The organism is Streptomyces sp. CA-288835, from assembly GCF_050936385.1.
GTDB lineage: Bacteria > Actinomycetota > Actinomycetes > Streptomycetales > Streptomycetaceae > Streptomyces.
This window is the reverse complement of sequence record NZ_JBNJMW010000001.1, coordinates 7,885,536-7,902,961: the sequence shown is the minus strand read 5'-3', so window position 1 is coordinate 7,902,961 and position 17,426 is coordinate 7,885,536. Positions and strand designations below refer to the sequence as shown.

At 67.4% G+C, this 17,426-nt stretch carries 14 protein-coding genes and 1 tRNA gene; 11 read left to right on the top strand and 4 right to left on the bottom strand.

The window, feature by feature from the left end; genetic code table 11:
* Positions 1-297: 297 nt before the first annotated feature.
* Entirely contained in the window at positions 298-3,024 is a 2,727-nt protein-coding gene (gene polA / locus ACQEVY_RS35630; RefSeq protein ID WP_432953556.1) for a DNA polymerase I, read from the bottom strand.
* 123 nt (positions 3,025-3,147) lie between these two features.
* On the opposite strand from polA, the gene ACQEVY_RS35625 reads away from it, so the two are divergent.
* The 9 genes from ACQEVY_RS35625 (at position 3,148) to ACQEVY_RS35585 (ending at position 13,174) form a co-directional block, all read left to right on the top strand.
* Positions 3,148-5,427 carry an FdhF/YdeP family oxidoreductase gene (locus ACQEVY_RS35625; RefSeq protein WP_432955581.1) on the top strand — a complete coding sequence of 760 codons (2,280 nt, stop codon included), beginning with the start codon at positions 3,148-3,150 and terminating at the stop codon, positions 5,425-5,427.
* Positions 5,428-5,483: 56 nt separating this feature from the next.
* Positions 5,484-5,972 carry a hotdog fold thioesterase gene (locus ACQEVY_RS35620; RefSeq protein ID WP_432953554.1) on the top strand — a complete coding sequence of 163 codons (489 nt, stop codon included), beginning with the start codon at positions 5,484-5,486 and terminating at the stop codon, positions 5,970-5,972.
* 127 nt (positions 5,973-6,099) lie between these two features.
* The gene (locus ACQEVY_RS35615) at positions 6,100-6,528 is read left to right on the top strand and encodes a hypothetical protein (RefSeq protein WP_432953552.1); all 429 of its coding nucleotides are present in this window, start codon (positions 6,100-6,102) and stop codon (positions 6,526-6,528) included.
* The gene (locus ACQEVY_RS35610; protein WP_432953551.1) at positions 6,525-7,157 is read left to right on the top strand and encodes a Tat pathway signal sequence domain protein; all 633 of its coding nucleotides are present in this window, start codon (positions 6,525-6,527) and stop codon (positions 7,155-7,157) included. Before ACQEVY_RS35615 ends, ACQEVY_RS35610 begins: the two co-directional genes overlap by 4 nt.
* Positions 7,158-7,434: 277 nt before the next feature.
* Positions 7,435-8,667, top strand: coding sequence for a branched-chain amino acid ABC transporter substrate-binding protein (locus ACQEVY_RS35605; protein WP_432953549.1), 1,233 nt, complete (start codon positions 7,435-7,437; stop codon positions 8,665-8,667).
* A gap of 112 nt (positions 8,668-8,779) precedes the next feature.
* Complete coding sequence (locus ACQEVY_RS35600) at positions 8,780-9,712, top strand: branched-chain amino acid ABC transporter permease (RefSeq protein WP_432953547.1); 933 nt, start codon at positions 8,780-8,782, stop codon at positions 9,710-9,712.
* 5 nt (positions 9,713-9,717) lie between these two features.
* Positions 9,718-11,544 (top strand): branched-chain amino acid ABC transporter permease, encoded by a 1,827-nt coding sequence (locus ACQEVY_RS35595; protein WP_432953546.1) that lies wholly within the window; start codon positions 9,718-9,720, stop codon positions 11,542-11,544.
* 5 nt (positions 11,545-11,549) lie between these two features.
* Positions 11,550-12,461 carry an ABC transporter ATP-binding protein gene (locus ACQEVY_RS35590; RefSeq protein ID WP_432953543.1) on the top strand — a complete coding sequence of 304 codons (912 nt, stop codon included), beginning with the start codon at positions 11,550-11,552 and terminating at the stop codon, positions 12,459-12,461.
* Positions 12,458-13,174: an ABC transporter ATP-binding protein gene (locus ACQEVY_RS35585; RefSeq protein ID WP_328772355.1), complete on the top strand. Its 717-nt coding sequence runs from the start codon at positions 12,458-12,460 to the stop codon at positions 13,172-13,174. Before ACQEVY_RS35590 ends, ACQEVY_RS35585 begins: the two co-directional genes overlap by 4 nt.
* A 92-nt stretch (positions 13,175-13,266) precedes the next feature.
* Here ACQEVY_RS35585 and ACQEVY_RS35580 read toward each other — a convergent pair whose 3' ends face one another.
* The gene (locus ACQEVY_RS35580) at positions 13,267-13,923 is read right to left on the bottom strand and encodes an ANTAR domain-containing response regulator (RefSeq protein ID WP_432953541.1); all 657 of its coding nucleotides are present in this window, start codon (positions 13,921-13,923) and stop codon (positions 13,267-13,269) included.
* Positions 13,924-14,024: 101 nt separating this feature from the next.
* Between ACQEVY_RS35580 and ACQEVY_RS35575 the strand changes: the two genes are divergently transcribed.
* A tRNA-Leu gene (locus tag ACQEVY_RS35575) sits at positions 14,025-14,099 on the top strand.
* 79 nt (positions 14,100-14,178) lie between these two features.
* Here the strand turns inward: ACQEVY_RS35575 and pyk are convergent.
* Both pyk and ACQEVY_RS35565 read right to left on the bottom strand, forming a co-directional pair.
* Positions 14,179-15,615 carry a pyruvate kinase gene (pyk, locus tag ACQEVY_RS35570; protein ID WP_432953540.1) on the bottom strand — a complete coding sequence of 479 codons (1,437 nt, stop codon included), beginning with the start codon at positions 15,613-15,615 and terminating at the stop codon, positions 14,179-14,181.
* 132 nt (positions 15,616-15,747) lie between these two features.
* Positions 15,748-16,464, bottom strand: a complete 717-nt coding sequence (locus ACQEVY_RS35565; protein WP_432953539.1) for an SIMPL domain-containing protein — start codon at positions 16,462-16,464, stop codon at positions 15,748-15,750.
* A 154-nt stretch (positions 16,465-16,618) separates the two neighbouring features.
* On the opposite strand from ACQEVY_RS35565, the gene ACQEVY_RS35560 reads away from it, so the two are divergent.
* On the top strand, positions 16,619-17,398 hold the full coding sequence (locus ACQEVY_RS35560; RefSeq protein WP_432953537.1) for an SDR family NAD(P)-dependent oxidoreductase: 780 nt from the start codon (positions 16,619-16,621) through the stop codon (positions 17,396-17,398).
* Positions 17,399-17,426 lie beyond the last annotated feature (28 nt).

The following is a 17,426-nucleotide window of genomic DNA, read 5'->3' as shown; positions in this document are numbered from 1 at the left end:
GGCAGTGCCGTCGTATGTGAGGGCCCATGCCCCGCATCCTCCGGGGGCGCGGAGGGCGGGGCTTGTGCTGGAGAGCCAGGCGAGTGACGATCGCTCCGCCGCGCGCTCCGCGGGAAGTGGGGTGCGGCCGGTACGAACGCTGCGGGTCGTCGGTGGCTGGTCGTGCCCGCGCGGCGGAGCCGTAGATTGACACAGCCCCGCGCCCCTACGGGGCGCGACACGAACCGTTCGCGCCTCAGCGGCGCGCGGCCACCGACGACTCAGCCCTTGCGTCGCCCAATCCCAGCCCGCCGAAGGCTAATGCGCCGCCGACTCCCAGTCGTCGCCCGAGCCGACCGAAACGTCCAGTGGGGCCCGGAGGTGGACCGCGTTGGCCATTTCGTGGCGGACCAGGGCCTCGGTCTGTTCCCGCTCGCCGGGGGCGATCTCCAGGACGATTTCGTCGTGGACCTGGAGGAGGATCCGGGACTTGAGGTTCGCTTCGGTCAGGGCGCGGTCGACGTTCAGCATGGCGATCTTGACGATGTCGGCGGCGGTGCCCTGGATGGGCGCGTTCAGGGCCATCCGCTCGGCTGCCTCGCGGCGCTGGCGGTTGTCGCTGTTGAGGTCGGGTAGGTAGCGGCGGCGCCCGAACAGCGTCGCCGTGTAGCCCGTGGCCCGCGCCTCGTCCACAGCCCGGCGCAGATAGTCCCGTACGCCGCCGAAGCGCTCGAAGTACGTGTCCATCAGCACCCGCGCCTCCCCCGCGTCGATGTTCAGCTGCTGGGACAGGCCGAAGGCCGACAGGCCGTACGCCAGGCCGTACGACATCGCCTTGATCTTGCGCCGCATCTCAGCGTCCACCGCGGAGCGCTCCACGGAGAACACCTGTGAGGCGACCGTGGTGTGCAGGTCCTCGCCCGAGGTGAACGCCTCGATGAGGCCCTCGTCCTCGGAGAGGTGGGCCATCACTCGCAACTCGATCTGGCTGTAGTCGGCGGTCATGAGCGACTCGAAGCCGTCGCCGACGACGAAGCCGCGGCGGATCGCGCGGCCCTCGTCGGTGCGGACCGGGATGTTCTGGAGGTTGGGGTCCGTGGAGGAGAGGCGGCCGGTGGCGGCGACCGTCTGGTTGAACGTGGTGTGGATACGGCCGTCCGCGGCGATCGACTTGATGAGGCCTTCGACGGTCACGCGCAGCTTGGCCTGCTCGCGGTGGCGGAGCATGATGACCGGCAGTTCGTTGTCGGTCTGGGTGGCCAGCCAGGCCAAAGCGTCCGCGTCCGTGGTGTAACCGGTCTTCGTGCGCTTGGTCTTGGGCAGGGCCAGTTCGCCGAAGAGGACTTCCTGGAGCTGCTTGGGCGAGCCCAGGTTGAACTCGTGCCCGGCTGCCGCGTGCGCTTCCTTTATGGCCTGCTGCACGGCGCCCGCGAACAACTGCTCCATGGCTTCGAGGTGTGCGCGGTCCGCGGCGATGCCGTGCCGCTCCATGCGGGCGAGCAGCGTCGAGGTCGGCAGCTCCATGTCGCCCAGCAGATCGGCCGCACCGACCTCCTTCAGCCGGTCCCCGAAGGCTTCGCCCAGGTCGAGTACGGCGCGGGCCTGCACCATCAGCGCTTCGGCCTCGGCACCCTCGTCGGCGCCGAAGGCGAGCTGCCCGTCGGCCGCGGCGGCGGGCGCCAGCTCCCGGTGGAGGTACTCCATGGAGAGCGCGTCCAGGTCGAAGGAGCGGCGTCCGGGCTTGACGAGGTAGGCGGCGAGCGCGGTGTCCATGGAGACGCCGGCGATGGTCCAGCCGTGGTCGGCGAAGACGCGCATGGCGCCCTTGGCGTTGTGGAACACCTTGGGTTTGTCCGGGTCGGCGAGCCACTGCGCGAACGCGTTCTCGTCGGCCTCGTCCAGCTGCGTCGGGTCGAACCAGGCGGCTGCTCCTGCCGCCGCGGCGAGCGCGACCTCGGCCACCGCGCCCGTGCCGAGCGACCAGGTATCGACGGTGGCGACACCGAGGACCGCGTTGCCGTGCTGGTCGAGCCATGGCTTGAGCTCGCCCGCGCCGAGCACCGCGCCGTCCAGTGGCACGCCCTCGGCGACCGCGGGTGCGGGTTCGGCTTCGTCGGCTCCGGGGTCGACGGCCAGCAGGCGCTCGCGCAGGGAGGGGTTACGGATCTCCAGGGTGTCCAGGACCATCGCGACGGCCTTGCGGTCGTACGCGGCGCGCTCCAGGTCGGCGACCGTCCTGGGCAGCTCCATGTGCCGCTCCAGCTCGGTGAGCCGGCGGTTGAGCTTGACGGCCTCCAGGTGGTCGCGGAGGTTTTGACCCGCCTTGCCCTTGACCTCTTCGACGCGCTCGACGAGCTCCGCGAACGAACCGAACTGGTTGATCCACTTCGCGGCGGTCTTCTCGCCGACGCCGGGGATGCCCGGCAGGTTGTCGGACGGGTCGCCGCGCAGGGCCGCGAAGTCGGGGTACTGGGCGGGTGTCAGCCCGTACTTCTCGAAGACCTTCTCCGGGGTGAACCGGGTCAGCTCGGAGACGCCCTTCGTCGGATACAGCACCGTCGTGTGCTCGGAGACCAGCTGGAAGGAGTCCCGGTCGCCGGTGACGATCAGCACCTCGAAGCCCTCGGCCTCGGCCTGGGTGGCGAGGGTGGCGATGACGTCGTCCGCCTCGAAGCCCTCGACCGCGAACCGCTCGGCGTGCATGGCGTCGAGCAGCTCGCAGATGAGCTCGACCTGGCCCTTGAACTCGTCGGGGGTCTTGGAACGGTTCGCCTTGTAGTCGGTGAACTCCTCGGAGCGCCAGGTCTTGCGGGAGACGTCGAACGCCACCGCGAAGTGTGTGGGTTCCTCGTCGCGCAGGGTGTTGGCGAGCATCGACGCGAAGCCGTAGATCGCGTTCGTCGGCTGTCCCGTCGCCGTCGTGAAATTCTCCGCGGGCAGCGCGAAGAACGCTCGGTACGCCAGCGAGTGCCCGTCCATGAGCATCAATCGCGGGCGCCCGCCGGAGGAGGTCTTCTCGGTCTTCTTCGATGCTGTCTCTGCCACGACCCCGATCCTGCCACGAGCCACTGACAACGCGGCCCCCGCGGCCCGGCCACGGTTGTTGTCACCGGCGCGTGGCAGGATCAAAGACGTACCTCACACATGCGCTCGAATGAGGAGGCCGAGATGGCCGGCAAGCCGCCCCAGGGGGATCCGGTTCAGGACGCGCCGCAGGTCGCCGCGCCGAAGCATGCAGCGGCCGGCCTGCCTGCCATCGGCCATTCGCTGCGCGTCGCCCAGCAGCAGATGGGAGTGCGGCGTACGGCGCTGACGCTGCTGCGGGTCAATCAGAAGGAGGGCTTCGACTGCCCGGGCTGCGCCTGGCCGGAGCCGGAGCACCGGCACAAGGCGGAGTTCTGTGAGAACGGCGCGAAGGCGGTCGCCGAGGAGGCGACGCTGCGCCGGGTCACGCCGGACTTCTTCGCCGCGCATTCGGTGGCGGACCTCGCGACCCGCAGCGGCTACTGGCTGGGGCAGCAGGGCCGTCTCACGCACCCCATGTATTTGGCGGAGGGCGCCGAGCACTACGCGCCGGTGTCCTGGGAGCGGGCCTTCGACATCATCGCGGAGGAGCTCACCGCCCTCGGCTCCCCGGACGAGGCCCTCTTCTACACCTCCGGCCGCACCAGCAACGAAGCGGCGTTCCTGTATCAGCTGTTCGCCCGCGAGTACGGCACGAACAATCTGCCGGACTGCTCCAACATGTGCCACGAGTCGTCGGGGTCCGCGCTCAGCGAGACGATCGGCATCGGCAAGGGCAGCGTCCTCCTGGAGGACCTCTACAAAGCGGATCTGATCATCGTCGCCGGGCAGAACCCGGGCACGAACCATCCGCGCATGCTCTCGGCCCTGGAGAAGGCGAAGGCGAACGGCGCGCGGATCATCACGGTGAACCCGCTCCCTGAAGCGGGCATGGAGCGTTTCAAGAACCCGCAGACCCCCCAGGGCATGTTCAAGGGCGCCGCCCTGACCGATCTGTTCCTGCAGATCCGCATCGGCGGGGACCAGGCCCTCTTCCGCCTCCTCAACAAGCTGATCCTCGAGACGGAGGGCGCCGTCGACGAGGAGTTCGTGCGCGAACACACCCACGGCTACGAGGAGTTCGCGGAATCGGCCCGCGCCGCCGACTGGGACGAGACGCTCACCGCGACGGGCCTCACGCGCGCGCAGATCGACGAAGCGCTGCGCATGGTCCTCGCCTCGAAACGCACCATCGTGTGCTGGGCCATGGGCCTGACCCAGCACAAGCACTCCGTGCCGACCATCCGCGAGGTGGTCAACTTCCTTCTGCTGCGCGGCAACATCGGGCGCCCGGGCGCGGGCGTGTGCCCGGTGCGCGGCCACTCGAACGTGCAGGGCGACCGCACGATGGGCATCTTCGAGCGCCCCGCACCGGCCTTCCTGGACGCCCTGGAGAGGGAGTTCGGCTTCGCACCGCCGCGCGAGCACGGCTACGACGTCGTACGGGCCATCCGCGCGATGCGTGACGACAAGGCGAAGGTGTTCTTCGCGATGGGCGGCAACTTCGTGTCGGCCTCCCCCGACACCGAGGTCACCGAGGCGGCAATGCGCCGTGCCCGGCTCACGGTGCATGTCTCCACGAAGCTCAACCGCTCGCACGCCGTCACGGGCGCGCGTGCCCTGATCCTGCCGACCCTCGGCCGCACCGAGCGTGATCTCCAGGGCAGCGGCGAGCAGATCGTCACCGTCGAGGACTCCATGGGCATGGTGCACGCCTCACGGGGCCGCCTGGAGCCCGCGAGCGAGCACCTGCTGTCCGAGACGGCCATCGTGTGCCGCCTCGCGCGCCGCGTCCTCGGCGACGAATCCCGCACGCCCTGGGAGGAGTTCGAGAAGGACTACGCGACGATCCGCGACCGCATCGCGCGCGTGGTCCCCGGTTTCGAGGGCTTCAACGCGCGCGTGGCCGATCCGGGAGGCTTCGCCCTGCCCCACGCCCCGCGCGACGAGCGCCGCTTCCCCACCGCCACCGGCAAGGCCAACTTCACCGCCGCGCCCGTCGAGTACCCGAAGCTCCCCGAGGGCCGTCTCCTGCTGCAGACCCTGCGCTCGCACGACCAGTACAACACCACGATCTACGGCCTGGACGACCGCTACCGCGGCATCAAGAACGGCCGCCGGGTCGTGCTCGTGAACCCCGACGACGCCCGTGAGCTGGGCCTGGCCGACGGCTCGTACACCGACCTCGTCAGCGAGTGGCAGGACGGTGTGGAGCGGCGCGCCCCCGGCTTCCGGGTCGTGCACTATCCGACGGCGCGGGGCTGCGCGGCGGCTTACTACCCGGAGACGAACGTCCTGGTCCCCCTGGACGCCACCGCGGACACCAGCAACACCCCCGCCAGCAAGTCCGTCGTGGTCCGTCTGGAACAATCGGCTGCCAACTGAGCGTTCGCTTAGCGAGCGCGCCGACAGGCGGCCGAAAGACAAAGGAGCCGGAGCCCATGGGCGAGCACCAGCACGTGAACTTCCCGCAAGAGGTCATCGACGAGTACGCGACCCTGGGCGTCGACCTCGTCGCCATGTTCTCCGCGGGGCACCTGGGCACGCGCATGGGCGTCGAGATCAGCGAGGCCTCCGCGGACCGCGTCGTGGGCACCATGCCGGTCGAGGGCAACACCCAGCCGTACGGGCTGCTGCACGGCGGCGCCTCCGCCGTGCTCGCCGAGACGCTGGGCTCGATCGGCGCGATGCTGCACGCCGGCAGCTCCAAGATCGCCCTCGGTATCGACCTCAACTGCACGCACCACCGGGGAGCCAGCTCCGGCCTCGTCACCGGTGTCGCGACACCCCTGCACCGGGGCCGGTCCACCGCTTCGTACGAGATAGCGATCAGTGACGAGGCGGGCAAGCGCGTATGCACCGCGCGGCTCACCTGTCTGCTGCGTGATGTGACGGCGAGCGACGAGGAGCGCGTACGGGCCGCGGACTGATCCCCGTCGCTTCTGAACCCGGTTCTGCCGGACCCCAATCACCCTGGCGGGTACCGGATTTGTCCACAGCACGGTGCTTGTCCACAGGGCCGTTGCTCCCCGGCACCCGGCGGCTTAGCGTCAAGGCATGACATCGGGAGGAGCCCCCTGGTCGGGGGCCGCGCTCGGATTCGGGCTCGGGCTCGCGCTGTTGACCGGCGGCCTGATCACCGGGTGCGGACAGGACGGCTCGAAGGACAGCGCGGGTCCGCGGGATGCCGCGCGGACCGGTGCCGGCTCGCCGTCGCCGTCGGCCACTCCTCCCGAGGACCTGTGCACGCGGATCGTCACGTACTGGTCGCGGGAGGCCTTGGCCGGGGACACCTACGGGGACTACCAGTCGATGGGCTTGTCCGGCAGGCAGTACGAGCTCTTGATGAAGGTCGTGGACGCCGCCCGGACCGAGAAGAAGAGCAAGGGCGCACAGGCCGCCGAGCGGCTGATCGACCGCGAAACGCGCGCGGGCTGCGAGGACCTGTACCGCCCCGGCGCCCCGAGCAGGGAGCCGTGGGGATGAGCGGCGTCGGCCCCGTCGAGCCGGGCGAAGGCACACGCGCGTGGGACCTCCCGGCTCCGGACGCCCCACCCCCGCCGGAACCACCGCGCGGACGCCTCGCGCAGGCGTATACGCGGCACCGCCGCCTCGTCCTGGCGATCGTGGCCGCGGTCGCACTCCTCGCGGGCGGCGGCTACCTCTACGTCACCCGGCCCGAAGAAGCCCCGCCGGACCCGCCGCCGTACCCCTCACAGGTGGTCGGCATCACCTACCTCGGGCGGGAGCCCACACCTGAAAACGCTCCGCCCAAGAGCTTCAGCATCGGAGTGGAGCTGACCGTTCAGTCCGGCCCTCAGGTCACCGTGCTGCGGATCACGCAGCCCTACGCCGGTCTTTCGCTGGCCTCGGTTCCCCAACTCCCTTTCCGGACAAGGACCGGCTTTCCCCACAAGATCAACATCACCATGCAGGTGACGGAATGCGCACAAGTGCCGAGGAACGCCGGACTGCCTTTCCTGGACGTAACTCTGCGTAATACGCGCGCAATACAAGTGCACAGTTTCATCCTTGGTGAGCGCTATGCACAGGACCTCTCGGAAGCCGTTCAAGCAGCCTGCGGCACCAACTCCGCGTCATCACCAAAACCGTAGAACACTCCTGACCGCACCTGGTGAGGCCTGCACTGTCTCACAATGCGGACCGGGCGAATCGGCCGTAATTCCACTCTTCCACCCACTGAGTACCGCTCTGCATTACCTCGTGTCATAACAAGAGCGTCACAGCATTGGCCAGACCCTCCTCCACGTTCCCTACACACGCTTAGAGTCACGCCCAGTCACGGCGCTATCGGGATCCGAATCACCTTCGGACCAGCGCTCGACTCGGCCACTTCTACAGGGAAGGGCCGCGCATGGGAAAGGACTGATCGTGCGCCAACGTTCGCTCATCGCCATCACCGCCGCGCTGGCGGCGGGAGCACTCACACTCACCGCCTGCGGCTCGCGCGACGAGAACGGCGGCTCGGACTCCGGCGGCGGTGGCACCACCGTGGTCATCGGTGTCGACGCCCCGCTGACCGGCGACCTGTCGGCCCTGGGCCTCGGCATCAAGAACTCCGCCGACCTCGCCACCAAGCAGGCCAACAAGCAGAAGGTCGTCGAAGGCATAACCTTCAAGATCGAAGCTCTCGACGACCAGGCACAGCCTTCGTCCGGCCAGCAGAACGCCACCAAGTTCGTCGCCAACAAGGACGTCCTCGGCGCCGTCGGTCCGCTGAACTCCTCCGTCGCCGAGTCCATGCAGAAGGTCTTCGACGACGCGAAGCTCGTCCAGGTCTCGCCCGCCAACACCGGCCCGACCCTGACGCAGGGTCAGGACTGGCAGAAGGGCGACAAGGTCCGCCCGTACAAGTCGTACTTCCGCACCGCGACCACGGACGCCATCCAGGGCCCGTTCGCCGCGCAGTACGTCTTCAACGACGCCAAGAAGAAGAAGGTCTTCGTCATCGACGACAAGAAGACCTACGGCGCCGGTCTGGCCGGCACCTTCACCGACGAGTTCAAGAAGCTCGGCGGCCAGGTCGTCGGCACCGAGCACATCGACCCCGAGACCAAGGACTTCTCCGCGGTCGCCACCAAGGTGAAGAACTCCGGCGCGGACGTCGTCTACTACGGCGGCGAGTACCCGCAGGCCGGCCCGCTCAGCAAGCAGATCAAGGCCGCAGGCGCCAAGATCCCGCTGGTCGGCGGCGACGGCATCTACGACCCCGAGTTCATATCGCTCGCCGGAGCCGGCAGCGCGGGTGACCTCGCCACCTCCGTCGGCGCGCCCGTCGAGGAACTCCCCTCCGCCAAGGAGTTCGTCGCCAACTACAAGGCCGCCGGATACAAGGAGCCCTTCGCCGCTTACGGTGGCTACTCCTACGACTCCACCTGGGCGATCATCCAGGCCGTGAAGAAGGTCGTCGAGGACAACAAGGGCGAACTCCCGGACGACGCCCGCGCGAAGATCACGGAAGCCATGCAGAACGTCACCTTCGACGGAGTGACCGGCAAGGTCGCCTTCGACGAATTCGGTGACACCACCAACAAGCAGCTCACCGTCTACTCGGTCGAGGGCACCGAGTGGAAGCCGGTGAAGTCCGGCACGTACGAAGGCTGATCACACCCGCATCACTGAACGAGCCGCGCGGGGCGCTGCACCACTGGCGCCCCGCGCGGACTCGCATCCGGTCCAAATCCCTCGACATATCCGAAGTCTCGGAGGACATGCGGTGAACGAACTGCCGCAGCAGCTGGTCAACGGCCTGCTACTGGGATCCATGTACGGGCTCGTCGCCATCGGCTACACGATGGTCTACGGCATCGTCCAGCTCATCAACTTCGCCCACGGCGAGATCTTCATGATCGGAGGGTTCGGCGCCCTCACGGTCTACCTGTACGTCCTGCCCGACGGCACCACCATGTGGGTCGCACTGCCACTGATGCTCCTCGGCGCCGTCATCGCCGCGGTCATCGTCGCCGTGGGAGCGGAACGGTTCGCCTACCGCCCACTGCGCGGCGCACCACGCCTCGCCCCCCTCATCACCGCCATCGGCCTCTCCCTCGCTCTGCAGCAGGCCGTATGGGCCTGGTACCCGGACGCCAAGGAATCCATCAACTTCCCGGAGATCGCCGGCGGCCCCTTCGAGATCGGCAACGTCACCTTCCAGACCGGTGACGTCTTCCTGGTGATCGTCGCCCCCATCAGCATGGCGATCCTCGCCTACTTCGTCATGAAGACCCGCACCGGACGCGGTATGCAGGCCACCGCCCAGGACCCCGACACCGCCAAACTCATGGGCATCAACACCGACCGCATCATCGTGGTCGCCTTCGCCCTCGGCGCCGTGTTCGCCGCCGTCGGAGCCGTCGCCTACGGCCTCAAGTACGGCCAGGTCCAGTTCCGTATGGGCTTCATCCTCGGCCTCAAGGCCTTCACCGCCGCCGTCCTCGGCGGCATCGGCAACATCTACGGAGCCATGATCGGCGGCCTCGTCCTCGGCATCGCCGAAACCATGGCCACCGCCTACATCGCCGACGTCCCCGGCATGGAGCAACTCGGCGGCCAGTCCTGGGCCAACGTCTGGGCCTTCGTACTTCTCATCCTCGTCCTCCTCTTCAGGCCACAAGGCCTGATGGGTGAGCGCGTGGCGGACAGGGCGTGACACCGATGACCACACAGACCACTGCACCCCAGACGCCGAGCACCCCGGCCAAGGGCAAGCCCAGCGGCCTCATCGGCATGCCCGAGAACCTGGGCCGCGCCCTCGCCACCGGCGGCGGCGTCCTCACCGTCGTGTCCACCTTCCTCGCCTGGACCTGGACCGACGCCTTCCCCGGCGACCTGACCGTCTACGGCTACCCCGGCGGCCTCCAGGTCCTCGTCCTCATCGCCGGCGCCCTCACCGCGCTCTTCGGCCTCGCCTCCTACGGCATCAAGGGCCTGCGCTGGCTCACCCCCGGCTCCGCCGACAGCGCCATCAAGCTGGCCGCACTCGCCGCCTTCACGACCGCCTGGTTCACGATCATCGCGATCAGCGTCAACCTCGGCGGCCTCGCCAACCTCGAACCCGGCGGCTGGGTCGTCGCCATCGTCACCCTCGCGACCCTCCTCGGCGCACTCTCCCTGCCCTTCGAACGGCCCGTCACCGAACCGGCCGACCCCGATGACACCGACTGGGAGCAGTTCCGCCACAACACCCGCAACAAGCTGACGGTCTTCAAATCGGCCTTCGCCTCCAGCGACGTAACCCCGGCCCGCGCGCTCCCCGCGTACGCCGAAATCCTCATCATCGTCGCGGCACTCGCCATCGGCCTGACCGTCTTCACCTACGGCATCGGCACCGAATACGACGAGCTCTTCGTCGGCTTCATGATCACCGTGGGCTTCGGCTTCGCCGCCGCCACCAAGGCAGGACTGGTCGCCAGGGTCTCCGCGATCACCTCCAAACACCGCAACGTGACGATGATCGGCGCCTTCGTCGCCGCCGCGGCCTTCCCGTTCACGCAGTCCGACGACCAGTACGCGACCATCGGCGTCTACATCCTGATCTTCGCGACCGTCGCCCTCGGCCTGAACATCGTCGTCGGCATGGCAGGGCTCCTCGACCTCGGATACGTCGCCTTCCTCGGCGTCGGCGCCTACACCGGCGCCATGGTCTCCGGATCCCCCTCCTCCCCCTTCGACATCCACCTGCCGTTCTGGGCCTCCGCCCTCCTCGGCGCAGCAGTCGCCATGATCTTCGGCGTCCTCATCGGCGCCCCCACCCTGCGACTGCGCGGCGACTACCTCGCCATCGTCACCCTCGGCTTCGGTGAGATCTTCCGCATCGCCGTCCTCAACGCCGACGGCACCTCGGGCCCGGACATCACCAACGGCTCCAACGGCATCGCGTCGATCCCGAACCTCAACATCTTCGGCTTCGACTTCGGGCAGGAACACACGATCGCCGGGTTCACCATCGCCCGCTTCGCCAACTACTTCCTGCTGATGCTCCTCATCACCCTCATCGTCGTCATCGTCTTCCGACGCAGCGGCGACTCCCGCATCGGCCGCGCCTGGATCGCCATCCGCGAAGACGAAACCGCCGCCCTCGCCATGGGCATCAACGGATTCCGCGTCAAACTCATCGCCTTCGCCCTCGGCGCCGCACTCGCCGGCCTCGCCGGCACCGTCCAGGCCCACGTCACCTACACCGTGACACCCGAGCAATACCAATTCGCCCACGTCGTACCACCGAACTCGGCATTCCTCCTCGCCGCAGTCGTCCTCGGCGGAATGGGCACCATCAGCGGCCCCCTCGTCGGCGCCGCACTCCTCTACCTGATCCCCGCCAAGCTCCAATTCCTCGGCGACTACCAGCTCTTCGCCTTCGGCCTCGCGCTCGTCCTGCTCATGCGCTTCCGTCCGGAAGGCCTCATCCCGAACCGGCGCCGCCAGCTCGAATTCCACGAAGAAACGGAAGCGCCCACAGTCCTCAGCAAGGCAGGGGCCTGACCACCATGACAACCGACACCACCACCAAGGACACCGCACCGGCCGCACCCACGCCCGGCGAGACCGTCCTCGACGCCCGCGGCGTCACCATGCGCTTCGGCGGCCTCACCGCCGTACGCAACGTCGACCTCACCGTCAACAGCGGCGAAATCGTCGGCCTCATCGGCCCCAACGGCGCCGGCAAAACAACCTTCTTCAACTGCCTCACCGGCCTCTACATCCCCACCGAGGGAGAGGTCCGCTACAAAGGCACCGTCCTGCCGGCGAAATCCTTCAAGGTCACCGCCGCCGGAATCGCCCGCACATTCCAGAACATCCGGCTCTTCGCCAACATGACGGTTCTGGAAAACGTGCTCGTCGGCCGCCACACCCGTACGAAGGAAGGGCTGTGGTCCGCGCTGCTCCGCGGCCCCGGCTTCCACAAAGCCGAAGCCGCCTCCCGCGAACGGGCCATGGAACTGCTCAAGTTCATCGGCCTCGACAAGAAGGCCGAACACCTCGCCCGCAACCTCCCGTACGGCGAACAGCGCAAGCTGGAAATCGCGCGGGCGCTCGCCAGCGAGCCGGGCCTGCTCCTGCTGGACGAGCCCACCGCCGGCATGAACCCGCAGGAAACCCGGGCCACCGAAGAACTCGTCTTCGCCATCCGGGACATGGGCATCGCCGTACTCGTCATCGAGCACGACATGCGCTTCATCTTCAACCTCTGCGACCGCGTCGCAGTCCTCGTTCAGGGCGAAAAACTCGTCGAAGGCAGCAGCGAAACCGTCCAAGGCGACGAACGCGTAGTCGCCGCCTACCTCGGAGAACCCTTCGAAGACGCCCCGGGCGCCAAAGAAGTAGCGGAAGTCGAAGCCGCCGAGGCCAACGCCGCCACCCCGACGGACGCCGCGCCCCGCAAGGAGAACGACCGATGACCGCCCTCCTCGAAGTCGACGAACTCCGCGTCGCCTACGGCAAAATCGAAGCCGTCAAAGGCATCTCCTTCAAGGTCGAAGCCGGCGAAGTCGTCACCCTCATCGGCACCAACGGAGCCGGCAAGACCACGACACTGCGCACCCTGTCGGGTCTGCTGAAGCCGCTGAGCGGCCAGATCAAATTCGGCGGCAAATCGCTGAAGAAGACCCCGGCCCACCAGATCGTCTCGCTGGGACTCGCCCACTCCCCCGAGGGGCGGCACATCTTCCCCCGCATGACCATCGAGGACAATCTGCGGCTCGGCGCCTTCCTCCGCGACGACAAAGCCGGCATCGAGAAGGACATCCAGCGGGCCTACGACCTCTTCCCCATCCTCGGGGAACGCCGTAAACAAGCCGCCGGAACCCTCTCCGGCGGCGAGCAGCAAATGCTCGCCATGGGCCGCGCCCTCATGTCACAGCCCAAACTCCTCATGCTCGACGAACCCTCCATGGGCCTCTCGCCGATCATGATGCAGAAGATCATGGCCACCATCGCCGAACTCAAATCCCAGGGCACGACCATTCTCCTGGTCGAGCAGAACGCCCAGGCGGCGCTGTCACTGGCCGACCACGGACACGTCATGGAAGTCGGCAACATCGTCCTCTCCGGCAGCGGACAGGACCTCCTGCACGACGAATCCGTACGCAAGGCGTACCTGGGCGAGGACTAAGCTCCTCACCTGCATACGACGAGGCCCGCGCCCCTGGAAAGGGGGCGCGGGCCTCGTCGTATATGCGCGTGTACGCGCGTGCAGGTACCGAATCAGTCCTTCGCGGCCTTCTTCTCCTCCGCGTCCTGAATAACCGCCTCCGCCACCTGCTGCATCGACATGCGACGATCCATCGACGTCTTCTGAATCCACCGGAACGCCGCCGGCTCCGTAAGCCCGTACTCCGTCTGCAGAACCGACTTCGCACGATCGACAAGCTTGCGCGTCTCAAGACGCTGCGTCAGATCGGCAATCTCCTTCTCCAACTGCTTCAACTCAGTGAAGCGCGAGACAGCCATCTCAATCGCCGGAACCACATCACTCTTACTGAACGGCTTGACGAGATACGCCATCGCACCGGCATCACGGGCCCGCTCGACAAGATCACGCTGCGAGAAGGCAGTCAGCATGAGGACGGGGGCAATGGACTCCTCGGCGATCTTCTCGGCCGCGGAGATCCCATCCAGCTTCGGCATCTTCACATCGAGGATCACCAGGTCCGGCCGATGCTCCCGAGCCAGCTCGACGGCCTCCTCACCGTCACCGGCCTCACCAACGACGGAGTAGCCCTCTTCTTCGAGCATCTCCTTGAGGTCGAGACGGATCAACGCCTCGTCCTCGGCGATGACGACACGGGTCGTCAGCGGAGGCACGTGCGACTTGTCCTCGTCGGGCGCGTCTACGGGCTGGGGCGACTCGGGGGCGGTCACGGGGGCTCCTCGTTCAGGGCAGAGGTACTGCTTTCCAAGAGGGTACCCAGCTGCGGTATGGTGGACGGGCAGCGGGTCGGGGTAAACCTTCGATTCACTGGGCCCCGGTAGCCCAATTGGCAGCAGGCAATGGATTCAAAACCCATACAGTGTCGGTTCGAGTCCGACCCGGGGCACTTTTCCTTAGATTCCAAGGTCACTATCAAGAAGCGGATGCTCACGTGGTCGTGAACATCCGCTCTTTGCTGCGCCCCACTACTTGGGCGCGTCGTCCTCGCCGATGTGATGTACCCGGACCAAGTTCGTCGAGCCAGAGACCCCAGGCGGCGACCCAGCGGTGATCACCACGATGTCGCCCTTTTGACAGCGGCCGATCTTCAGGAGTTGTTCGTCGACCTGGTCGACCATCGCGTCGGTGGAGTTGACGTGGGGGCCGAGGAAGGTTTCTACGCCCCAGGTGAGGTTGAGTTGGGAGCGGGTGGCCGGGTCCGGGGTGAAGGCCAGGAGAGGGATAGGCGACCTGTAGCGGGAGAGGCGGCGGACGGTATCGCCGCTCTGCGTGAAGGCCACCAGGAACTTTGCGCCCAGGAAGTCGCCCATTTCTGCTGCTGCGCGGGCTACGGCGCCGCCTTGGGTGCGGGGTTTGTTGCGTTCGGTCAGGGGCGGCAGGCCCTTCGCGAGGATGTCTTCCTCTGCCGCTTCCACGATGCGGGACATCGTGCTGACCGTTTCGATCGGGTACTTGCCGACGCTTGTCTCGCCGGACAGCATCACCGCGTCCGTGCCGTCGATGACGGCGTTGGCGACGTCGCTCGCCTCTGCCCTCGTCGGGCGGGAGTTGTCGATCATCGAGTCGAGCATCTGGGTGGCGACGATGACCGGCTTGGCGTTGCGCTTGGCGAGTTTGATGGCGCGCTTCTGGACGATCGGGACCTGTTCCAGGGGCATTTCCACGCCGAGGTCGCCGCGGGCGACCATGATGCCGTCGAATGCCGCCACGATGTCTTCGATGTTGTCCACCGCCTGCGGTTTTTCGACCTTGGCGATGACGGGGAGGCGGCGCCCCTCCTCGTCCATGATCCGGTGGACGTCCTTGATGTCGCGTCCGCTGCGGACGAAGGAGAGGGCGATGACGTCGAAGCCGGTGCGCAGGGCCCAGCGGAGGTCGGCCTCGTCCTTGTCGGAGAGGGCGGGGACGGAGACGGCGACGCCGGGGAGGTTCAGGCCCTTGTGGTCGGAGACCATGCCGCCTTCGACGACGGTGGTGTGGACGCGGGGGCCGTCGACGCCGGTGACTTCGAGGCAGACCTTGCCGTCGTCGACGAGGATGCGTTCGCCGGTGGTGACGTCGGCGGCGAGTCCGTCGTAGGTGGTGCCGCAGGTCTGGCGGTCGCCTTGGACGCCGTCTTCGACGGTGATGGTGAAGGTGTCGCCGCGTTCAAGCAGTACGGGACCTTCGCTGAATCGGCCGAGTCGGATCTTCGGGCCTTGAAGGTCGGCGAGGATTCCGACGCTGCGGCCGCTTTCGTCGGAGGCCTTTCGTACGTGCTGGTAGCGCTCCTCGTGGTCGGCGTAGATGCCGTGACTGAGGTTGAAGCGGGCTACGTCCATTCCGGCTTCGACCAGTGCTTTGATCTGGTCGTACGAGTCGGTGGCGGGGCCCAGAGTACAGACGATCTTTGCTCGGCGCATGGTTCGAGCCTAGGGCTTACCGGCGGGTAGGGAATTGGTCGTGCATGACTACTCAACGACCTTTGCGTGAAGGGCTATTGACAAGTGTTGAATTGTGCGCCGGGGTGCTCCGATGAGCATTTAAGGCAGTGATTACAGCTCCGGGGGCGCCATCGTAAAGCGGGCATTTACGTGGGCGTAGACGTGCTGGCGTTGGGGTTCGAGGTCGAGGGGTGCGGCGCCGGATTCCTCGATGGCGCCGGCGTAACCGGCGCTGCGCATGCGGCTCGAGGCGGCCACTGCGTAACGTTCGCTGCTTTCCGCGCCGATGTCGGCGAGTTCGACCAGCGCCGCAAGGGTCGTACCGAGTGCTTCGGCGTATTCGCGGGCGCGTTGGACGGCTTCGCGTACTGCCTGTTGGCGGGCTTGGCGGTGGGCCGGTGAGGTGGGGCGCAGCGCCCAGAAGGGGCCGTCGACGCGGGTGAGGTCCAGGTCTGCCAGGCGTGTGGTCAGTTCGCCGAGTGCGGTGAAGTCGGTGAGTTCGGCGGTGGTGTGGACGCGGCCGTGGTAGGCGCGGATGCGTTCGCCGCGGCCGTGTTTGGTGAGTTCGGGGCTGATGGAGAAGGCGCCGGTTTCCAGGTGCTCGACGGCCTGGCCGTACGTCTTGATCAGGTCGAGGGCGGTGGCGTTGCGGCGGGTGAGGTCGTCGAGGGCGGAGCGGCGGTCGGTGCCGCGGGCCATGACGGTGACGCCGATGCGGGCGATTTCGGGGTCGACTTCGAGGTGTGCTTCACCGCGGACGGCGAGGCGGGGTGCGTCCGGCGTGCCGTAGGGGGTTGCGGGTCGGGGTTCCTCTGCGGCTGAGGTCATACGTCCCACTCTGTCATCGGTGGCCTGGTTGTGGGACTGAGCCGTTGTCGGGTTCTGCTGCGACCGCTGCCTGCTGGCAGGTTGCGGGGCAATACGATCCCGGTGATCGCCGACGAGGTGATCACCCACCAGAGAACGTGAAAGGGACGCGACAATGAGCGAGCACAACCACTTAGAGACATCAACGCCGGGCGCGTTATGGGCGCTGGTGACCGGTTCGACGAGTGGGATCGGTCGTGCGACGGCGGCCGGCCTGGCTCAGGACGGGTACTCGGTCATCGTCACGGGGCGCGATCGAGAGCGGGCCGCCGAGACTCGTCGATCCATCGAGGCCGAAGGCGGCCGGGCGGTCGATCTGGTCGCCGACCTGGGCGATCCCGCGGCGGTGCGCGGTCTGGTCGAGCGGATACGGGATGCCATCGACGGCCCGCTCGACGTCTTGGTGCACAACGCCGGCGGTGGAGGCTTCGCACCGACCGAGTCCACTCCGGAGGAGATGTACGACGCTGCCTTCAACGTCCACGCCAAGGCGCCGTTCATCCTGACGGGCGCCTTCGCCCCGGCCATGGCCGAGCGCGGCCGAGGAGCCATCGTCAACGTAGGAAGTCTGAGCACCTCGATGGCCGCTGCCGGGACGTGCGCCTTCCAGGCTTCGAAGGCGGCGTTGTCAATGATGACCAGGTCGTGGACGGCGGAGTACGGCCCTCGAGGGGTACGGGTCAACTCCGTCGATCCCGGCTTCATCATCACCCCGGTGAACGAGGGCATCCGCGACATGTACGGCACCTACCTCGCCTCGCTGCCTGCCGGACGTGGCGGAGACCCCGAAGAGGTCGCGAACGCTGTCCGGTTCCTTGTGTCACCCAAGGCCTCCTACATCAACGGCACCACGCTGACTGTGGATGGCGGAAAGACCGCTGTCGTGGCTATGTGACGCGCTGCCGTCGGCTCCACGCCTGCGG